The organism is Imperialibacter sp., assembly GCF_040222385.1.
Lineage (GTDB): Bacteria > Bacteroidota > Bacteroidia > Cytophagales > Cyclobacteriaceae > Imperialibacter.
This window is the reverse complement of the sequence record NZ_JAVKDF010000042.1, coordinates 51,465-71,578: the sequence shown is the minus strand read 5'-3', so window position 1 is coordinate 71,578 and position 20,114 is coordinate 51,465. Positions and strand designations below refer to the sequence as shown.

Here is a 20,114-nt window from a genome sequence, read left to right as displayed (position 1 = left end):
CGATTTACCAAGTGGGGCGCAGTGATTTAAGTCACACTGGCACTTTGATTTTCGACACTCTAAAGAGGATGTTTAATGCAGTGGGCAAAGTGGTGACGGATGGCTGGTGAAAGATAGAGTATTCTGTTTTCAGCGGAGTAATTTGTCGATCTCGGTAGCTATGATGCCATATTCCAATTGCGCATCGATCAGTAGCTTTCCTTTACTCATTCCAGGTCTGGTGTGCCCGGTGGCCGTTAGCCAGGCATCTTTCATTATTAACTGACGGTTCTCAATTAGTTGCAGTATTTTTTCACCGTTGTTGGTGGCGGAAACGGCTTCCCCGATGCTGTCAGCTTTGGACATGGCGTTGAGCCCAAGGTAAGCCAGGATCGCACGTGCCATGATCCAGTGGCCAGCTTTGTCAGGATGCACACCGTCTGTAGCGTATTTGAAATCAGGATCTGTCATGCGCCTGTCTTCCAGATGCTTTTTCATAGGCCCATGCACATCAGCCACGTTCCAACCCTTTGTGTATCTATTACTAATCAGCCAGTCGGAATAAATATCGAGCACATTGGCATAAGCAGCACCCTTTCGCTCATCGAAGACTGGCGGTGTGAGGTGAATGATCGAGGCGCCAGCTTTTTCTGCCTCTGTGTGCAGCCAGTTGATTCCTTCTTTATAAGCCTGGAAGCGAGCGTCATCGAAGGGTAGGTAGATGCCATCGTTCATGCCGTAGGAGGCAAATACCAGATCGGGTTGGGTTTGCTCAAGAACACGAGCCAGCCTCTCCCGGAGGTCTGGTCGGGGAAATTTACCGTCTGCATGGTTGGGTTCAGAGAGGCCAGACACGGTCTCACTGGGCAGTCCCACATTGATTACTTCGAACTTCCTGTGGGGGTAAGTCAACTTGAGGCATGCTTCGATATAGGACACATACTGCCCGGCGTAAGTAATACTGTTGCCCAGGAAGACGATTCTGTGAACTGAATCGGGGATAGCGAAGGAGCCCTGACCTTTGGCGCTCAATTGGAAAGCGGTAACGAAAAGAAAGCAGGCAACCAGTCGGGTCATATTGACGAAGATAGGAAATATCGAAATACGACTTGCTCGCTTTTTTTGTAGTTTCGTATGTGCCGTATTGACTTGTGCGAATATGCAAGCTAACCAACCTGATTCCCGACCATGAGAAGACTATTTCCCACAATCCTTATCGTTATTTCTACTTGCCTTGGCGCACTGGCACAAGATCAGCTGACAGACGAAACGAGCGTTTTTGTCACGCACCAAAGAGGATCGTACCTGCTGCAAAATCTCACACTTTTAGACGGAACTGGCGGCCCTGCCAAAGCCAATCAGGATGTACTTATTGTGGGTGACAAAATTGAAAAAGTAGGTGTTGATCTACCCGTGCCAAAGGGGGTGACGGCCATCAACATGGAAGGCAAAAGTGCCATGCCAGGCATGGTGATGCTGCATGAGCACCTGTTTTATCCGAAAACAACGCCAGATGCAAACTACGGAGTGGACCAAATGAGCTACTCATTTCCCAGGCTCTATCTCGCCGGTGGTGTTACCAGCATGAGAACGGCCGGAAGTATCATGCCGCAGGCCGACCTGAATATTAAGAGAGCCATTGGGAGAGGTGAAGTGCCAGGCCCAAAAATGGACGTAACCAGTCCACATATTGACAGGGCAGGAGTGGGGATATTTGAACTCGGTGCCATCGAGTCTCCGGAAGGTGCAGCCCGGGCGGTGAACTACTATGCGGATATGGGGATCACCTCCATCAAGGTGTACAATTTCATCACCCGGGAAGACCTTAAAGCGATTGTTAGAGCGGCTCATGCAAGAAATATGAAAGTCACTGGTCATATCTGTTCCATTACCTACAGGGAAGCCGCTGATATTGGGATCGATAACCTTGAGCATGGTTTTTTCTCCTGCAGCGACTTTGTGAAAGGCAAGCAAGTTGATATTTGCGATCCTTTTGAAATGCGTAAGGCCCTGTTGACTATTCCGGTCGACTCAAAGGAAGTGACCGACCTGATAACACACCTGGTGAGCAAGAAAGTAGCGTTGACCTCTACCATCAATGTATTTGAGCCCTACACCGGTAGAGAGGTGGTGCCGGGAGGAGGCATCGACGCTTTGTTTCCTAATGCTAAAGAAAAGGTGTACAAACGCTGGGCTAGCAAGCAGGGCAGGGACTCGCTCGATTACCTGGCGTTCAACAAGGCCAAGGTGTGGGAGAAGGCTTTTTACGATGCAGGTGGCTTATTAGTAGCAGGCACCGACCCTACTTACGACGGGAGAATTGTGGCTGGTTACGCCAATATGAGGCTGCTGGAGCTATTTATAGAAATGGGTTTCACCATTCCCGAAGCCATTAAAATATGTACACTTAATGGCGCTACCTATCTGGAACAGGCATCTTCCATCGGCACCGTAGAAGCAGGAAAAATCGCCGACCTGCTGATCATGGACAAAGACATCAGTAAGGACATTACCGCCATCAGATCGCTTAATACTGTTTTTAAAAATGGAGTTGGCTATGATTCAAAAAAGCTATTCAAAGCGGCTGAAGGATATGTGGGGATTCGGTAAATATCAATTGTAATTCTTCAGCAGCCTGAGCGTATGTCTTCACACGCTTAAGCAAGTGGTTTTATAATTAGTCGTATTTTTGAATTATACCCATAAATACTCAACTGTTATGACAAACGATATGAATCTCCCCTCTTTTGCCCCGGAACTCTACATTCCTCATGGCACCACCAATGTCGACTTTTACACCAGGGCCTTCGGTGCCGAGCTTTTGCGAACGTTTATGAACGACGACGGCACTTACCATGTGGCTGAGTTTTCGTTACAAGGTCAACTTTTTCATTTACATGAAAATTCAGAGAGGAATGCCTGCTTTGATCCGGTTGCGCTGGGTGGAAGCACCGCTCTGATAGGCCTTTTCGTCGACGATGTGGATGCATGGATGACCAAAGCAGTAGCTGCCGGGGCCGAGGAGATTAGCCCTGCGCAAGACTATGATTACGGCTATCGCCAGGGAGTGGTGAAAGACCCTTTCGGCCACAAGTGGATGATTGAGAAAAGAATTTGATGGTGTCTGTTACAATGTTTTGATAAATACATTTCTGTAAAAAATCTCTGCACCTTCAGCCTGCAAAAGAATCTTGCCTTTGGTGAGTGGCTCCCAGCTATTTTTTTCAATATCCCAGTACTTCATGTCAATCGCTTCATTGACAACTTTGCCGTTGATCCTGAACGTGGCATGGTCGCCGTTTACTTCAATTTCCACCTGGTTCCATCCTGGACCTTCCCATGAATTGGATCTGGAGAAGCGATGGTATTTGTTTTCTATTTCTCCTTTTGTTTTAAGTTCGCCGTTGGCAGCATAGTGCTCTGAGGCGTCTACTCTGGCTGATGCCCTTGCCCCAATGATCCATAAATCCCCAAGATCTCCTTCTTGTATCTGACATTCTACGCCATAGGGCCAAAAATCGGTGTCGTCGAAGAGATGGAACAAAACACCAGCGTCTTTTACATTTTCAGTCCTGGGTTCGAATTTTTTCTCACCCCATTTGAACTCAAACACCAGTATATAGCTGCCGTATTCTTCTTTGGTCACCAAACCAGCAAATGACTGTCTGGAACCTGCCTGTTGGCTGGGGTAAGCGTGGATGGTTCCATTTTCTGCCGAAAATAATTCCAGGCTATCGGGGCCATTTCCATCACTAACGGTATACCAGCCTTCCAAATCAACACCATTGAACAGCGCCCTAAACCCTTCCGGAGCTATGGTTTCTGAATTAGGCATGCTTTCTTTGGCTGTTTCGTCTGCTGTAGGCGGGTTGCACATGGTAGCAACAAACAAAAGGCATAGTAATGGTAACGATAGTGATTGGTTGTGTTTCATAAGGGAAGATAGGACTTTTATGGTTACCTCGCATCTCAACAGTGCGTGGGATTGACTCCCTGGCTTCGATCAGGCTGGTGCACCGTGATCCGGTGACACAATCACTGGAAATAACCAGTTGCAATGTGTATATTAAATCGTAGAACATCCAAAACAAAGCCATGGCTGCCACACCCTCACCTTTAGGTATCATCCCGGTTCTTCCCTCACTCGACATACAACGTGACCTCAAATGGTATGACAAGTACGCCGGGTTTAGTTACTGTTTTGGTGATAACGGATACGCCGGGTTAAGAAGAGAAAACCTGGAGTTCCATTTGCAGTTCCATCATGGCAATGAGGAAGATCCTATTACCGGCGGCTCTGTCATGAAGATTTTTGTCGCCGATATCAAGCCTTATTTCCAAGAATTTATGGAGCGGGGAACGATCACAAAAGAGAAATTGCGAATGAACACCCCCTGGGGTACACACGAATTTGGCTTCTATGACCTAAACCACAATGCCATTTTTGTGGTGCAGGACGTATAAACCCGTTCTTGTATGTGCTTTCAGAGAAACCGGAGGAGTTGAAATCGCTATTCAATACGCCGTTGGTTATATGCCCGTAACCAGACAAAATCGTAGCTTGGCCCAATAATCTTTTGTAAAATTGACAAGAAACTAATAGCTACTTAGGTACAATAATGGAAGGCCGAAACATAGAACCTTTTTTTCTCAACACGCTCCTGAAAGCATGCGTTGTAGGAGTCGCTTTGATTCTCGCTTCTAACTTTTTCTTGTTCCCGGAAGACACCGTGGGTGTAATTATTGCGCTCGTTATTTTGCTGGCTTGTCTGGTGGCTCACTATATCAGGGAGAGGCACCCCACCGCTGCCATAGTAATTCTTACGTCCATTACTTTGGCAGTGGTGTGCTACCAACGGCTCATGCAAATCAGCCCTTCTATTACACTGGCTACCGTGATTATTATTGGTTTTATTTTTTCGGTGATGTTAAAGGGGCGAATCATGTGGGTCATGCATGGTATTGCTTTTATTATGCTGAATTCTGTGTTTTTGTATCACGTGTCGGACGTTGCGACGGCTGCCATCACTTACTCGATCTTATACCTCATCATCGCTTATGCCAGTGGAGTGCTGAAAGTTAATTATGACAGAATCCACCAACACCTGCGGCACACAAATAAGGAGATGAAGAAAAAGGCAGAGGAGATAGCCATGCAAAACGAAGAGCTCCACAAAGCGAAGCATGACCTTAGTATTTTGAACAAAAATCTGGAGCAGATAGTGGGCCAGCGCACAGCGAAAATTAAGGCGCAAAACGACATGCTGATTTCCTATAGCCATACCAATGCGCATCATTTAAGGGGGCCGGTGGCACGACTGCTGGGACTCGCTACCATTTACGAGATTGAATCTGGCGGTAAAGTGGATGCGCTTGTGCAGAAAATGATAGAGCAGGCCAATGAGATTGATGCCGTGGTTAAGAAGATCAATGCCGATCTGGAGTCTAAAGAACTGGAAATGTAAAGCCAGGCGTTTCCCTGTGGCCCTCGAAGCCTTTCTGCAAAAAGATGAATATTTCTCATACCGCCACAAAACAACAAACTAACTTGGACTGTGAGTAGATAAAAAGGCACTTCGCTAAGGAATTCACTCGTTACCCGTCAATTAGTAAAAAGACTCGTTTCACCGCAGTAAACTTTTGTTAAATTGAAAGCGAACTGATTTTTTGAGCAACCAGCTAAATGATAGTAAGGAATATTGAGAAGTTTTTTCTCAACACCCTTTTGAGGATAAGTATTCTTGGGGTCTCTTTTATTCTCTTGTCCAGTATTGTTTTCCGTCCGGAGAAGATGCTGCCCACCGTGGTTTCACTAGTCATTCTTTTGGCCTGCATTGCTGCCTATAAGTTGAGGGATAAATACCCTACGCAAGCTGTGCTTCTTTTAACCTCTATAACGCTAACTGTAGTGGCTTATCAACGGCTTATTGCCCCCCATGCTTCTGTCACACTGGCCGTGGTTATGATTGTCGGTTTTGTTATCTCAGTGATGCTGAAGGGAAGAACCATGTGGGTTATGCACGGGATAGCATTCATTCTCCTCAATACTGTGTTTGTCTATCATGTGTCGGAAAAGGTTACTGCCTGTATCACATTTTCTATTCTATACTTCGTTATTACGTTTGCTACGGCTGTATTAAAAGGTAGCTACGATGGGATTCATTATCACTTGCGAAACACCAATTTAGAACTCCAGCGGAGGGCGAACGAAATAGCTGAGCAAAACAAAGAGCTGCATGCAACACAGGCGGAGCTTAGCTCATTGAACCAAAATTTGGAGCAAATTGTGACTGAGCGTACGGCAAGAATTAAGTCTCAAAACGAAATGCTTATCAGGTATGGACACATCAACGCCCATCATTTGCGGGGTCCTGTGGCAAGGCTGCTGGGCCTGGCCGCTGTTTACAAAATGGGCTCTGATGTGCAGCCTGATCAACTGGTGGAGAAAATGATAGATCAGGCCAATGAAATTGATGCGGTGGTTAAAAAAATCAATGCTGATCTGGAGTCCAACAGCTTGGGATGGGAAAGTGAAAGTTGAGAAGGGGGGCGACTTGGTGACAAAGTGCGGAAGTCACCACTCTTTTCTGCTTTGGAAGCGGTGCATTATTGCGATCTGCTTGCCCGATAAATATCTTTGACCAGCACCAGGTTATGCACGAACGATTTTTTAATCACCCGGGAAGGGGTATAATTAAAAAGCAATGAACAAATCAACAGTTGCAGAGATTAGGGAACGGTTTGATAATGATGTGGACAGGTTTTCAAACCTTGACACAGGGCAGCTCTCAACAATTGACGCCAGGTTATCGCTGGAACTCATCACAGAGGCTGCGAGGAGAATTGTTCCTAACGCCGAAAATCTGTTGGATATAGGCTGTGGGGCAGGTAACTATTCCATCATGATGCTGTCGAAGTTGCCCAACCTGAACTGCAGTTTGGTTGACCTGAGCCAGCCAATGCTTGATAAAGCACGAGAAAGAGTGCGTAAAGAAAAGGTCAAAAGTGTTGAAACGCTACATGGGGATATTAGGGAAGTCGACCTGGCGGAAGGGCACTTCGATATCATTTTGGCGGGCGCAGTACTTCACCATTTGCGGGACGACCAAGACTGGGAAACAACTTTCAACAAACTTTATCGGCTACTGAAGCCAGGTGGGTGTTTGATGATTTCAGATTTGATTTCGCAGGATACGGAAGTGATGACTGACTACACCTGGGAGCGCTATGGCGACTACCTGCAAGAAATAGGAGGGGTCGAATACCGTTCGAAAGTACTGGCCTATGTTGAAAAGGAGGATTCGCCGAGGTCAATGAACTACCAGCTTGATCTGATGAAGAAGGCCGGGTTTAGGAAGGTGGAAATTCTTCATAAGAACATGTGTTTTGGAGCTTTCGGCGGGATCAAATAGGTAGGAAAGACGTGCGGAGGCCATGCAGTGACTTCTAGTTCTTCAGGCCATTCCGAGAGTTGGTTGCTAAACACTTGTAGCTGGCCCGTCAGGGATGGGCTAGCCGCAAATGAGATTCCTTACCCCAGACTTTCAGTCACTACTATCTCAACATCGTCGATATTTAACACGCCCTTGCTTCCGGGAAGCATTACAATAAAAACAATGAGGTAGTCTGTATCTCTGCTGAAGCAGTCTATTTCTAGCTCCCGTATTTCTTTGGAGAAAGTGCCTGTAAGAGGGGCTGTTTCCTCGGTAGAGAGCACAAGATATTCCTCATTAACTGCTCCGGTTGTTTTTGGAGGAGAGTGAAAGGCCCTAACGCCGATGGCGGCACCGGTTCCCTCCAGGCTTTCCGAACTCATGCTAACTTTCAGCTTTACCTTGGCGCACTGCGGAATATTGGGATTATTGAATTGCCTGAGCCAATAACCAGTGTTGTCCGTGATTGTTCCATCAATTTGCTGAATTGTAAAAATTGGTTTTGTTGGATCTCCTCCAATGAACCCCTTGTTGCCAGAGTAATTGTTATTGTCAGAATGGAAGTACCATTCATTATCTTGATAGATATCCTGATAGAAGAAAGGATTCGTTGCCCAGTTTTGCCCGTAATCAATACACTCGTCTTTTATCGAGAGTCTATCAATCAACTCTGTAATGTAGTAGTCTCTTTTTTTAACTTCTGCTTCTGTATAAAATCGCCAGCCGAGGCCATTGGCGGAGGCCATAAGCGACATCGGCTTTCCATCGCAAAGGAGGGTTTCATCATGAACTCTTCTTAGGAATGCATGGCCCATCTCATGGAAAAATAAATTCTCTCTTTCTATGTCCGATCTGTTCTTCCAATCACAGTTGGCAGACTTGGAAATTTCAATCCTTTTCTTTCCACTTCCCTTGTAGTCCCAATAACCATATCCGCAATACTCATTCCCATCCAGATCTATTTCGTCAACATATACAGCCTCCAAGCCAGATAAATCGAAATCAAATCCCCTGTCTTTGGCTTCTTCAACGAAACGATCTACGTAGATTGACAGGTCGGGGTATTCTGGGGCTTCATCTTCTTTGTCGCAAGAGAAGAGTATCACTGTTAGGGTAAGTAGGTAGATTCTTTTCATAATGGTAGGTGCTTTTTTGAAACAATTAGACTCAATTACTATACCAGAATAATTTTTTGACTTAAAATGTCAAAGTTCTACCCGGAGTGGCTATTTTACCATCTATTGGCAGAGCAAGTCATTTTGCTGTGATAACTATGAGCGACACTCTATTGAAACTAAGCTGGAAGAAACGCATCCTATTGATGGCTGTGTGTGGAATACTGTTTTCCAGCATGATGCTGGTGTATGACTGGATAGTATCCGCTATTAACTACTCTCTGGCCAGTATCGCTTTTCAGGGTATTTTCTTTGGAGTGTTCTTTGGGCTCAGTTTTCCTTATATCATAAATAAATTTGACAGGAAGGTAATACCCCGGATTGGTGAAGAACTTCACAAGAGCTTAGCTGACGGTGAACAAGTGGAGATGGAAGGTTTAGCCAATTTGTTTCGGCGAATGGAGGCTGTGGGTGGAAAGTTATTCCTCACAAACCGGGGGCTCATGTTCCGACCTCACTCTCTTAATCTACAAAAGGGCCCTACTGACATTCTCTATAAGGAAATTGCAAGCGTTCACAAAAGAAGAACAGGTGGGTTGGTAGACAATGGAATGAGAGTGACTACTAATGATGGAAAAAAGTACGACTTCGTTTTGAATGACAGAGATGTTTGGCTGGAGAAACTGAGCAACAAAATGGGATGATTTTAGGGATAATACGCTGCGACGCAAAAATAGAATAACACCAGTTTAATGACCAAGAAGAAGCTAATACTATTGATCCACCCGTTTGAGCAATCCTGTTTGATATCTCTATAACCATTTTACTAAGCCACAAACATATTGGTATGGCGACTTGCACGGAAGCAACGAAGGAAGCCCGATTGGGAAATTTCTTATGAGCCAATGTGTGTCTGGTCTGCTCGTAATTTCTATCTTTTCGCTGGTGTTGGTCGGGAGTTTACGCTACGACATCCTACATCGGATAAGCAGATTTTTTCCTTATTTGTGCTGGTTGCTGGCAATTTGGGATGTTCCGCTTGGCTTATCAGCAGATAAGGATTTTAGCATGAGATGGCGTTGACTTTGTTTAGCTCGGTGTTGTTTTATGCCGTGCAAGAGGTTTTGGAGAAACAGATCTCTTCTGAGCATATCTAATTGGATGTTACCCGTTTAAATACTTTCGCCAGTTGTGCTGCTCTTTGAAGCCCAGCACCTCACGGATTTTGCGGTTGGAAAACAATGCCTCATGCTCGCCCAATTCACGGGTAATGGGCACACCAGGGAAAAACTGTTCAGCCAGGTCCTTGCTGGGGATAATCGCACCATTATGATCGTTGCCGGCATTGAAAACCTGATAACCAAGGCCGTCTTTTTTCAAACATAAATCCACGATCTGCCCCAGGTCACGTGCGTCACTATAACAAAAGGCATTCCTGCGGCGCACTTCAGGGTTTTTGAAATATCCAGGAAACAGTTCCGTGTATTCATGAGGCTCAATCACATTGCCAATACGAAGGGCGTAAATATCAAAGCCTGAACGTCGCTGGAAGCTGCGGGCTGTTTTTTCATTGACCACCTTCGACAATCCATAGCTATCCATGGGGTCGACGTCATAGTCCTCCTCCAAAGGCAGCACATGCGGGTCGGTTTTACCATCCGAAAAACAGACACCGTACGTGGTCTCCGACGATGCAATAATAATCTTCTTGATGCCAAGCTTTACAGCCGCTTCAATCACATTGTAGGTGCCTATGGTGTTGATCCGAAACGTTTCATTGTCAGGAGTGATTAGGATCCTGGGCACGGCAGCAAAATGCACCACAGCATCAAACTTTGGTACGCCATTGCTGGGCTCCAGTTCATCCAGCCCGGCATACGAACTCATGGCATTAAACATTTGCCCTGAATCGGTAATGTCGGCCTTCAGGTTGTCCACCCCAGGGTGATCCAAAGGCACCAGGTCTACATTCATCACCCTATGTCCCTGGTTCAGAAGGTAGGGTACTACGTGCCTTCCTGCTTTTCCTGATCCGCCTGTGAAAAATATTCTCTTATTGTTCATGTATGCCGGTGTTTTGATGCCAAAGGCAACTTACGCAGTGATGGAAATAAAGCCAAAATGTGAAGGGGAAAAAGCCCGGGCTATGCAATGGGAGCCGTCAATCGCCGGATACAGGAAACAACCGGTGTCTGACGGCTCTTGCTTGGGGGCTATTTGGCCGTGCCGACACCTGCGTTAGCATGCTCAGCCCTGGGTAGCACAGGGTTTGTTTGGGAGCTGGCGGACGCCAGTTTGTGAAAGCCACAAGCCTGCCCGGCTGGGAGAGACCCTTGCGGCAGGGGCTGGCTTGGACTCTACTGAGTCGATACTATACTGATTGAAAGTAATGGCACCAATTTTCATCTCTTAGTGTTTGTGGTTAGCTGAGATGAAGCAGCAGGGCTTTCTGTTCGGAGCAGGAGTCAGCTGACTATCTTTACACATTACATTCAACCCTTGGGGGGAACTATGAAAAAAATTGGGTTTTTATCATTTGGGCATTGGGACAATCATCCGGCGTATGCCACCAAAACTGCAAGTGACACACTGCTGCAATCTATTGACCTGGCGGTAGCGGCGGAAGAAATTGGGATAGACGGTGCCTACTTTCGGGTGCACCACTTCGCCAGGCAGCTGGCATCACCTTTTCCCTTGTTGTCGGCTATTGGGGCCAAAACAAGTAAAATAGAGATTGGCACCGGAGTAATTGATATGCGGTACGAAAATCCGCTGTATATGGTAGAAGACGCCAGTGCTGCCGATCTGATCTCAGAGGGAAGGCTGCAATTGGGCATCAGCAGAGGTTCCCCTGAGCAGGTGATTGATGGATGGAGGTACTTTGGCTATGAGCCCGAAGAGGGAGAGTCCGATGCCGACATGGGCCGCCGGAAGGGATTAGAGTTTTACGAAAGGCTGAAGGGCGAAGGTTTTGCCCAACCGAATCCAAATCCCATGTTTCCGAACCCTCCGGGTTTGCTGCGGCTGGAGCCCTACTCAAAGGGACTTCGTGACCGCATTTGGTGGGGGTCTGGTTCTGATTCCACGGCAGCGTGGGCGGGAAAAATGGGCATGAACCTCCAAAGCTCCACCCTGAAGTTTGATGAAAGCGGCAAGCCTTTTCATATCCAGCAGGCTGAGCAGATCAGGCTGTACAAGCAAGCGTGGAAAGAGGCCGGGCACAAGCGGGAACCAAGGATTTCAGTGAGCCGATCCATCTTTGCCCTGGTCAACGAACAGGACAGGTACTATTTTGGCCGTGAGGCTGACAGAACAGATAAAATAGGCTTCATAGAAAGTAACAGGAAGGCCATCTTCGGAAGGAGCTATGCGGCCGAACCGGATCAACTGATCAAAGAGTTGGCAAAAGACGAGGCCATTCAGGAAGCAGATACTGTACTGCTGACGATACCGAATACCCTGGGAGTCGATTACAATGTGCATGTATTGTCCTCTATTCTGGAACACGTAGCACCAGGCCTGGGTTGGCGATAATGAGAGGTTTTGGATGGCTAACAAAATTCGCTACAAAACTAAAATTACGGTCATAGGAGCAGGGCAGGCCGGGCTTTCCACGGCTCATCATTTGAAGAGACGTGGGCTGGAAGCAGGTCGGGATTTTGTGGTGCTCGATGAAGCACCCAGCCCCGGCGGTGCCTGGCAGTTTCGCTGGCCCTCACTCACCCTGAGCACAGTGAACAGGATTCACGACCTGCCGGGTATGCCGTTTGAAGACAGCCTGGAAACCGACGCCAAAGAGGTGAGAGCCAACGTGGCTGTGCCACACTATTATGATCAGTACGAAAAGAAGTTTGGGCTGCAGGTGTATCGCCCCATCAAGGTGGAGAGGGTGTACTGGCACAACGACCGGCTGCATATCGATACGTCCACTGCGCTGTTCTCAGCGCTGGGCCTTGTGAATGCCACCGGTACCTGGCAAAACCCCCACCTTCCGGAGTATCCCGGTGCGGCCCTTTTTGAAGGCGAGCAGCTCCATACCAAAGATTTTAGGACGGCAGAGTATTTTAAAGGAAAGCATGTGGTGATAGTAGGTGCTGGTATCTCGGCCATTCAGCTGCTGGATCAGATATCGAAAGTGACCACCATCACATGGGTAACAAGGCGTCCGCCTGAGTTCAAAGAAGGGCCGTTTGATGATGAGGCCGGCCATCGTGCTGTGTCCATGGTGGAAGAGCGTGTACGGAATGGGCTGCCGCCTTTGTCGGTAGTATCGGTTACCGGACTACCCATGTCACCGACAGTAATCGATATGAAAAAGCGGGGCGTGCTCAACCGCTTCCCGATGTTCAGCGAAATCACCAAGACAGGCGTAAAGTGGCCCGATGGCAGAGAAGAAAAAGCTGACGTGATTCTTTGGAATACGGGCTTCAAAGGTGCTCTCTCACATCTGGATGCGGTGCTGCCAAGAGAAGAGGGTGGCGGCATTGTGATGGCCGGAAGCCTGGCCACCATGGTGGCGAAAGAGCCCAGGATCCACCTGGTGGGCTATGGGCCTTCCGCCTCTACTATCGGCGCCAATCGTGCTGGCGGCGCAGCAGCCCGGGAATTGATGAGGGAGTTGGGGTTGTAGTGCTGTGTGCGTAGTTTTTCGGGATGTTCCGCAGGGCAGCCTCGAAGAGCGGTGGCAGGACAAACTGTGTCTACCTTGCGCCATAAATTGATTGAATCCCCTGAATGTCTCCAGGCTGCAGTTCCGTCGAAGAGAAGCCAGGATTCATGATATTGGCGGTGCTAACATGTCCTAGCCCGAGTGTATGACCTATTTCATGTAGTACCAGGTTGTAAAAACCATCGCAAGTGTTTCGGGTAGGCACGTCAATAATTAACTGACCTGCCAGCGTTGAGCAGAGATCGTCCGTGTAGTTGGGATAGCCAATGCCGCCCTGCTCTATATCGGCTACGATAAACTGGATATCGCCTCTCTGATCTGTCACTTCTACGAATTCCAGGTCAGCGACTGACGCCCAGGCCTCCAGCGCCCTTTTGATTTCATGCTCGGCTGTGCAGACGGTGATCTCTTTCAGCGAAACGCTAGTCACATTGGTTTGCGAATGGGTGTTGAAACTGGTGCCCTCCGGAGCCAGGCTGTACGAAATTTGTCCTCCCCAGTCACCAGGCCCGTCGATATCAAGGCCCGCATTGTCGTAGAAAGGGTTGCTTTCGCCCCACTTATATCCGAACGTGCAGAAAGCGCCATCACCATTGCCTGCACACGCCGACAGCAGTTCGTTGCATTTGACGTAAGGGTTACCTGGAGTGGGCATATCTTCACGACACGATACTCCAAGCCCCATACAAACCAGAAGGCCAAAGCTGATAGTTTTATTCATCGCTTATGAAGATACGGCGATAGAACAGTTTTTGGCAAAATGCAATGAGGTTAATTCGGTAGTTCCAGTCTTCGTAACCTGTTGAAGAGCGGAAAAGATCGCCTAAGCGCCAACCCAGCTCTTCCCAATTTGTAATTGGGGAGCCTTATCGTAGGGTCTGCGACCCGTTCTAATATTTCACTTTTTTGTAGTTACCCGACAGCAAGCGATACGATGGGTCGTCGAGTTTCTCGCCTGGCGACTATAAAACTCGAAGAGTGGGACAGAGCTGGCGGACGCCCGACAGTCGATAGCCACAAGCCTGCCCGGCTGGGAGAGACCCTTGCGGCATTGGGGTGATAATTAAAATGGATTTTAATCCAATCCGCATATTCCAAATTAAAACTAATTCCCTATCTTAAATCATGGCCTTTCGTAGCAGGTTAACCAACCTGCCTGGCCTATCTCGGTTTTTCTACCTGTCGAGTGTAACAGTTCGCAGGTAGCTTCGATTGATAGTTAAAAGATGAGATAACTAAACCAGAGCTGGATAATGACTTTTGTAACCGACCTTTTGAATGGGAACAAGGAGCCTGAAGAAGCTTTCTCAAACTTCTGGGCATGGTTTCAGGAAAATGAAAGAGCATTTTTTAATGCAATAAAAAACGGCAGTGATATTGAGGCTACTTTTTTTAACAAACTCTCCGCCAAACTTGCAGAATTGAGAGAGGGCATTGCCTTTCTAGCTGGCATGCACAATGACAGCACGGTGGAGTTGGTGTTAACATCTGATGGCATAGTGGAGAATTTTGCCTTTACTGAGAACATTATTAGGGCCGCCCCCGCTATCCCGGGTTGGAAGTTTACAGCGCTGAAGCAGGCAATGGACATAAACGACCTGCAAATAGAGATGCAAGGCTACGTTTTCAATAGTGACAATCTTTTCTTCTATTCGAATGACTTCCCGATTTACCCCGACGTAATTGATATTACCGTTGTTTATAGCGACTACAAGGAAGAAGATGAAAACCTTATTAGGAATGGTGTCTATGTATTTATCGACAGCTACCTTGGAGAACTGGTTTTCGCCACCACCATTGACAATCTTTCTGTAGCAAATGGCAGTGAAATCGAAAAAGAGCTGGTTCCAATTGAAAAGCTACAGGCTTACCTCACCTGGAGACAAACAGAGTTTTTGGAAAAGTATGAGGGCGAAAGGTACGATACGGAACACGATGCCTATGCCAGCCTGGAGGGAGTGATGGAAGAGGGCATGCCAGTTACAGGGATCATTAACACCACCTTACTCGACTGGGACAGAAAGCCCTCACATCCCTGGATCGCCGAACTGCAAATCAGGTATGACGGAGATAAAGAAACAGGTATGCCAACCGTAGAAACCTATCAACTGCTGGATGAAATTGAGAATGAGGCCATCAGTCAACTGAAAGATGCAGACGGCTATTTGTGCATTGGCCGGCATACCGGGGACAATACCAGAGTAATCTATTTTGGCTGCAAAGAATTCAGAAAGCCATCAAAAGTATTGCGCCAGCTGACCATTAAATATTCACAAGAGCTCGGTATCAGCAGCGAAATCCGCAAGGACAAATATTGGCAGTCTTTCGAACAGTTTAGGGAGGCCTTGTGATGGCAGGCAGCACCGAACCCGCACAAAAAAAATCCCGCAGGTCATGCGGGATGTCAGGTTAGGGTAAATGCCCGGTGCACTAGCTTCATCCTCTTTTTCGTTTCGTGAAGGTAATAGGAGGGGCTGGCTGCCCCGCCACTTTCGTATACGCCGACTGCCCGGCCACTTTGGTGTACTTCACCCCGCTCATGTTTTCCTTCATTTCGGGGCTGGGAGAAAAGATGATCTTGTTGCCTTTAATGGCGTAGTTGAGCACTTCTTCGGGCGTGTCGTAACCCCGGCTGCTAAGGTTCACCTTGAAGCGCCCAAGCTGTCCCATGTTCACGTTGCGACCGCTTCGCAAAAACTTGGGTACCAGCTCCAGGAAGTTTTCGATAACCGCAAAGGCATCGGCGGTGGTAACGGTGCTGCGGGAAGAAATTTCCTTCACCATATCACGGAGCGAAACCTCCCGCTCTCTTACGATGCCTGCGTAGTACTTGATTTGGCCGCCACCTGCCACTCCCGGCTCGGTACGGCGAATTGCTTTGTATTGAATTGACATGACTTTAAATGGTTAAATGTGAATAAAATGATTGACAATTGGCACCCTGTTCAGGCCCTGTTTACAGAGCCTGGCGGAGTAAAACTAAACTTTCAGCTGAAGGAAAAGACCACTCGGGGTATGTAGAAAGCGATTCAATATTGATGCCAAAAACTAATTTTATCGCTGTAATCCGCTTCATTTTTTTATATTATTTTTCTCATTTTGTTAGATGGTGAAAAAAGTGGGAATTCCAATGATTATCTCGTAACCATATGATACAATGGTCGTTTAAGACCAGCTTCTTAATCGTGTTTAATGCTTGTTTCAATCGTTTGTCACTACCTGGCTTTGATTCGTTGTTAAAGTTGTTTTCGGTCGTAGCAAGTGGGCCTATGCATGCGAGCTGAGAACACAACACAATTGCACTATTTTTGGTCACTGGCTATTCCTTTTGGGAAAGTAAAATCAACTGTAGACAGAGCGAAAGAGACAGCCGATTCCCATTAAGCGCTTAATGGATTCTCACTAAGCCCTTAATGGAACTTCGCTAAGCGCTTAACGAAAGTTCACTAAGCCCTTAACGGAAATCGGTAAAGCGCTTTACCGAAAACAGATGGGCGCAATACGGAAAGGTGGGAACTGCCGTTGGAACTGGCGGACTTAGCTCTTCGGGATGTTCCGCAGGGCATCCCGAAGTTTCAATAGAGGTGGATTTTTAATCCGGAAGAGGTATGCCTAAATTAAACTAATTCCCTATCTTAACTCATGGCCTTTGAATACAGAATAAAAGACCAGTATGGTCAATACTTTGTCACCTTTACGGTTCACCAATGGGTGGATGTTTTTACGAGAGAGGAGTACAAGAATATATTGATCGACAGCTTGAGGTTCTGCCAGAAGGAGAAAGGACTCCAGATATACGGATGGGTGTTTATGACCAATCACATCCACTTGATCATTAGCAGCAACAAAGAAAAGCTGAGTGATATCATAAGGGATTTCAAGAAATATACAGCCAGTAAGGTGTATGCTGCTATTCAAAATAACCAGAGGGAAAGTAGAAAGAACTGGTTGCTTTGGTTACTGCGAAAAGACGATAAGGTGTGGTTTTGGGAAGAAGGCTATCATGGAGAGGAGATAACTACTCGTGACTTTTTTGACTCCAAACTTCAATATATACATATGAACCCGGTGAGAGCAGGTCTTGTCGAGAAAGAGGAAGAATACTTACACAGTAGTTGTGGGGATTACTATGGGGTGAGGAAGGGTTTGTTGGAATTGGCGGAGGCTTAGTAGGGATTAAAATCCCTTTTTATCGGTACTTCGGGATGCCCTGCGGAACATCCCGAAGAGCAGGTGGCAGACAACACCGAACCCGCACAAAAAAATCCCGCAGGTCATGCGGGATGTCAGGTTAGGGTAAATGCCCAGTGCACTAGCATCATCCTCTTTTTCGTTTCGTGAAGGTAATGGGAGGGGCTGGCTGCTCCGCCACTTTCGTATACGCCGACTGCCCGGCCACTTTGGTGTACCTCACACCACTCATGTTTTCCTTCATTTCAGGGCTGGGAGAAAAGATGATCTTGTTGCCTTTAATGGCGTAGTTGAGCACCTCTTCGGGCGTCTCGTAACCCCGGCTGCTAAGGTTCACCTTGAAGCGCCCAAGCTGCAAGTCCAATGCCCTGCGGAACATGCGAAGAGCTGGCGGACGCCAGAATGTCAATAGCCACAAGGAATGCCCTTGCGGCAGCGGGGCACAGGGATAGTGAAGATTGAACCGCTGGAGCTGGCGGAGGTTGAGTGAGGATTAAAGTCCTTTTTATTGTAACTTAGACTTATCCGTTTGGCGGGACTTCTTCGGAATATATTGATGAACGGAAGGGCAATCTTTAAAGCAATGATGAATACTCGTCTGTTTCAACTATTAGTTATTTTTTTACTTGGCTGCTCTGCGCCGGAAACAAAAAATGAAGAAAAGAGCTTGGAGAAACCAATATATTCTAAGCAAGAAGTTTCAATCCGGGGCACAGAGGTGAAGCAGATAGAATCGAAGATTGTGGAAGGAATGTCGTATGAACTTCATATAACTCTTCCTGCCAACTATCAGCAATCTAAGGATAGTTTCGCTGTGGTCTATTATCTGGACGCCTACTATTGGGGAGGTACCGTCATCGAAACATACAGATTGCTTAGGGCCTACAAAGAAATCGCTCCATTGATTTTGGTAGGGATTTCCTATGAGAATGCTTCAAATTATGATGCCTGGTCATATAGGTCACGAGATTTTTACCCAACTGTGATTACGGAAGTGAACAAAGGAAATGCTGATAATATGGTTCCGCCTCTTTCGGGTGGAGCGTCAAAATTCCTGGAGTTTTTGGACAAGGAGCTGAAACCAATGGTTTCAGAAAATTACAGAACTAAGGAAACCGGATCAGGAATTTTCGGCATTTCTAACGGGGCTCTTTTTGCGACATACGTCTTGTTTACCAGCCCAGGGTCATTTGACAAATACCTGATTGGTAGTCCTGCGCTTTACAGTGACGACTTTGTGACATTGAGATATGAAGAGGAATATTATGCCAGGAATAAGCAGCTTCCTGCTTCTGTTTTTCTGTCGGCTGGATCTGACGATTTCGAAGAAGTGAAGGTGAGCTGGAATAAATTAAAGGATAGAATTGAATCAAGAGACTATGAGGGATTGAATTTGGCAACTCACATTTTTGAGGGAGAAAACCACATGTCTGGCATTCCAGCTACTATTTCCCGTGGATTTAGGGAGCTGTATGGGAATGTGACTAAAGAATGATTTTGCACTTCTGGATGTTCCGAAGAACATCGCTGAGCGAGGTCGATATTATTATGGGGTAAGGAAAGGGTTGTTGAAGTTGGTAGAGGGTTGGTAGCAGCGGGATTGAAATCCCTTTTATCTATACCTCGACATGCCCTTCGGAACATGTCGTAGAGCGGGAATCTGGATTTTTAATCCAGAAGTGCCCTGCCTAAATTTAAACTAATTCCCTATCTTAATTCATGGCCTGGAGAACATCCGAAGAGAGGGCAGCCAGGGCTAACTTTTTAAGATAAATGAAATACACAGCCATACTCCTCCTTTTGTTACCAATCCATCTGTTTTCTCAACCAAGACTAGGTCAAATAAACGATGCTGATGGTTACACCAACGTGCGAAGTGAACCAAGTGGCCAGGCAGGCGTTATTGGACAGATTAATGACGGAGAAATATTTGAATTTGATGGGTCTGGATCAAGTTGGTACAAGGTCTGGACTAATTATGGTCTTTCCGGATACATGCACAGCTCGAAAATCCAAGATGTAAAGCTTGAGTGTGGTTGCAATGGGTATGGGGGTTCAAACAGTAAGCCGATGTTAAGATATACTGAAGCGGGAAGAGTATTATCTGTATGTGGCACCATCGACTCGGTAGAAAATAAAGTGATTTATGGAACGGAAATGCTTGTGCAGGACTGTTTGCATCACGAGAAGCTAAATGAACCGTCGACATTGCCCCAAAAGGTGGAGCTGAAAGATGGAAGGATTTCAATAACAGAGCTCGCAAATTTGCCTGTTTCGAAAAGCTGGAAGTATAATCTTGTTCCGGTAACGAAGAACTCTTATTTCTTCATTGATGATCGGCTTATCACGCAGATAAACGCTGGCGCTTATTCATTCCCAAAATTTACAGCAAATGAGTTGGAAGAAGAATTGAAGGAGTTGAAATCAGGGCTTTCTAGTGCTAGTCTGCCCCTGTCCATCGACAAAGCTCTAGTATTAGCTCTTAATGACTGCGACGATTGTGAAGTGCTTTTTTTGAACCTGGGAGACTATCTAGGTGGCGGCTTGGATGGAGAAAACGGAGAGAGGTATCTTGAGGCGGTGAGGATATATAAACTGAATAGAAAATAGAGAGCGAGTTCGACCATCAGCCCAGAGCTGGCGGACGCCAGATTAGCATCAGCCACAAGGGAGACCCTTGCGGCATGGAACTTTTTTTAAAGACCTCAACTAGTTAAATTTATTCCA

Annotated in this window: 20 protein-coding genes; 13 read left to right on the top strand and 7 right to left on the bottom strand. The window is 46.7% G+C overall.

All coding sequences use genetic code 11. The features are described 5' to 3' along the window. Positions 1 to 129: 129 nt before the first annotated feature. Entirely contained in the window at positions 130 to 1,056 is a 927-nt protein-coding gene (locus tag RIG68_RS22420) for an SGNH/GDSL hydrolase family protein (RefSeq protein ID WP_350127557.1), read from the bottom strand. Positions 1,057 to 1,167: 111 nt separating this feature from the next. Between RIG68_RS22420 and RIG68_RS22415 the strand changes: the two genes are divergently transcribed. Together RIG68_RS22415 and RIG68_RS22410 are read left to right on the top strand one after the other, a co-directional pair. Then, the gene (locus RIG68_RS22415) at positions 1,168 to 2,589 is read left to right on the top strand and encodes an amidohydrolase family protein (protein ID WP_350127554.1); all 1,422 of its coding nucleotides are present in this window, start codon (positions 1,168 to 1,170) and stop codon (positions 2,587 to 2,589) included. A 109-nt stretch (positions 2,590 to 2,698) separates the two neighbouring features. After that, complete coding sequence (locus tag RIG68_RS22410) at positions 2,699 to 3,097, top strand: VOC family protein (RefSeq protein WP_350127551.1); 399 nt, start codon at positions 2,699 to 2,701, stop codon at positions 3,095 to 3,097. A gap of 9 nt (positions 3,098 to 3,106) precedes the next feature. On the opposite strand, the gene RIG68_RS22405 is transcribed toward RIG68_RS22410, so the two are convergent. After that, on the bottom strand, positions 3,107 to 3,913 hold the full coding sequence (locus tag RIG68_RS22405; RefSeq protein WP_350127548.1) for a 3-keto-disaccharide hydrolase: 807 nt from the start codon (positions 3,911 to 3,913) through the stop codon (positions 3,107 to 3,109). A gap of 161 nt (positions 3,914 to 4,074) precedes the next feature. On the opposite strand from RIG68_RS22405, the gene RIG68_RS22400 reads away from it, so the two are divergent. From RIG68_RS22400 to RIG68_RS22385, 4 genes are all read left to right on the top strand, one after another. After that, positions 4,075 to 4,443 (top strand): VOC family protein, encoded by a 369-nt coding sequence (locus RIG68_RS22400; protein ID WP_350127545.1) that lies wholly within the window; start codon positions 4,075 to 4,077, stop codon positions 4,441 to 4,443. Between the two features lie 155 nt (positions 4,444 to 4,598). After that, positions 4,599 to 5,444, top strand: coding sequence for a hypothetical protein (locus RIG68_RS22395; protein WP_350127542.1), 846 nt, complete (start codon positions 4,599 to 4,601; stop codon positions 5,442 to 5,444). A gap of 218 nt (positions 5,445 to 5,662) precedes the next feature. Further along, positions 5,663 to 6,520, top strand: a complete 858-nt coding sequence (locus RIG68_RS22390; RefSeq protein WP_350127540.1) for a hypothetical protein — start codon at positions 5,663 to 5,665, stop codon at positions 6,518 to 6,520. 163 nt (positions 6,521 to 6,683) lie between these two features. After that, complete coding sequence (locus tag RIG68_RS22385) at positions 6,684 to 7,391, top strand: class I SAM-dependent methyltransferase (RefSeq protein ID WP_350127537.1); 708 nt, start codon at positions 6,684 to 6,686, stop codon at positions 7,389 to 7,391. 119 nt (positions 7,392 to 7,510) lie between these two features. On the opposite strand, the gene RIG68_RS22380 is transcribed toward RIG68_RS22385, so the two are convergent. Further along, positions 7,511 to 8,548, bottom strand: a complete 1,038-nt coding sequence (locus tag RIG68_RS22380; protein WP_350127534.1) for a hypothetical protein — start codon at positions 8,546 to 8,548, stop codon at positions 7,511 to 7,513. Positions 8,549 to 8,685: 137 nt separating this feature from the next. Between RIG68_RS22380 and RIG68_RS22375 the strand changes: the two genes are divergently transcribed. After that, positions 8,686 to 9,231 carry a GRAM domain-containing protein gene (locus RIG68_RS22375; protein ID WP_350127532.1) on the top strand — a complete coding sequence of 182 codons (546 nt, stop codon included), beginning with the start codon at positions 8,686 to 8,688 and terminating at the stop codon, positions 9,229 to 9,231. Positions 9,232 to 9,691: 460 nt separating this feature from the next. On the opposite strand, the gene RIG68_RS22370 is transcribed toward RIG68_RS22375, so the two are convergent. Next, on the bottom strand, positions 9,692 to 10,591 hold the full coding sequence (locus RIG68_RS22370; protein ID WP_350127529.1) for an NAD-dependent epimerase/dehydratase family protein: 900 nt from the start codon (positions 10,589 to 10,591) through the stop codon (positions 9,692 to 9,694). A 447-nt stretch (positions 10,592 to 11,038) separates the two neighbouring features. Here RIG68_RS22370 and RIG68_RS22365 point away from each other — a divergent pair, with 447 nt between their 5' ends. Both RIG68_RS22365 and RIG68_RS22360 read left to right on the top strand, forming a co-directional pair. Beyond that, positions 11,039 to 12,061, top strand: coding sequence for an LLM class flavin-dependent oxidoreductase (locus tag RIG68_RS22365; protein ID WP_350127526.1), 1,023 nt, complete (start codon positions 11,039 to 11,041; stop codon positions 12,059 to 12,061). A gap of 13 nt (positions 12,062 to 12,074) precedes the next feature. Then, entirely contained in the window at positions 12,075 to 13,157 is a 1,083-nt protein-coding gene (locus RIG68_RS22360) for an NAD(P)-binding domain-containing protein (protein ID WP_350127523.1), read from the top strand. Positions 13,158 to 13,227: 70 nt separating this feature from the next. On the opposite strand, the gene RIG68_RS22355 is transcribed toward RIG68_RS22360, so the two are convergent. Next, entirely contained in the window at positions 13,228 to 13,917 is a 690-nt protein-coding gene (locus tag RIG68_RS22355) for a matrixin family metalloprotease (RefSeq protein ID WP_350127520.1), read from the bottom strand. A gap of 532 nt (positions 13,918 to 14,449) precedes the next feature. Here RIG68_RS22355 and RIG68_RS22350 point away from each other — a divergent pair. Then, positions 14,450 to 15,547 carry a DUF695 domain-containing protein gene (locus RIG68_RS22350; RefSeq protein ID WP_350127517.1) on the top strand — a complete coding sequence of 366 codons (1,098 nt, stop codon included), beginning with the start codon at positions 14,450 to 14,452 and terminating at the stop codon, positions 15,545 to 15,547. 85 nt (positions 15,548 to 15,632) lie between these two features. Here RIG68_RS22350 and RIG68_RS22345 read toward each other — a convergent pair whose 3' ends face one another. Beyond that, positions 15,633 to 16,091 (bottom strand): HU family DNA-binding protein, encoded by a 459-nt coding sequence (locus RIG68_RS22345; protein WP_350127514.1) that lies wholly within the window; start codon positions 16,089 to 16,091, stop codon positions 15,633 to 15,635. A 747-nt stretch (positions 16,092 to 16,838) separates the two neighbouring features. Here RIG68_RS22345 and RIG68_RS22340 point away from each other — a divergent pair. Next, positions 16,839 to 17,366 carry an REP-associated tyrosine transposase gene (locus RIG68_RS22340; protein WP_350127511.1) on the top strand — a complete coding sequence of 176 codons (528 nt, stop codon included), beginning with the start codon at positions 16,839 to 16,841 and terminating at the stop codon, positions 17,364 to 17,366. A 148-nt stretch (positions 17,367 to 17,514) separates the two neighbouring features. Here RIG68_RS22340 and RIG68_RS22335 read toward each other — a convergent pair whose 3' ends face one another. Next, positions 17,515 to 17,766, bottom strand: coding sequence for an HU family DNA-binding protein (locus tag RIG68_RS22335; protein WP_350127508.1), 252 nt, complete (start codon positions 17,764 to 17,766; stop codon positions 17,515 to 17,517). 288 nt (positions 17,767 to 18,054) lie between these two features. Between RIG68_RS22335 and RIG68_RS22330 the strand changes: the two genes are divergently transcribed. Then, positions 18,055 to 18,882, top strand: coding sequence for an alpha/beta hydrolase (locus RIG68_RS22330; RefSeq protein WP_350127505.1), 828 nt, complete (start codon positions 18,055 to 18,057; stop codon positions 18,880 to 18,882). A 278-nt stretch (positions 18,883 to 19,160) separates the two neighbouring features. Continuing rightward, on the top strand, positions 19,161 to 19,997 hold the full coding sequence (locus RIG68_RS22325; protein WP_350127502.1) for an SH3 domain-containing protein: 837 nt from the start codon (positions 19,161 to 19,163) through the stop codon (positions 19,995 to 19,997). Positions 19,998 to 20,114 lie beyond the last annotated feature (117 nt).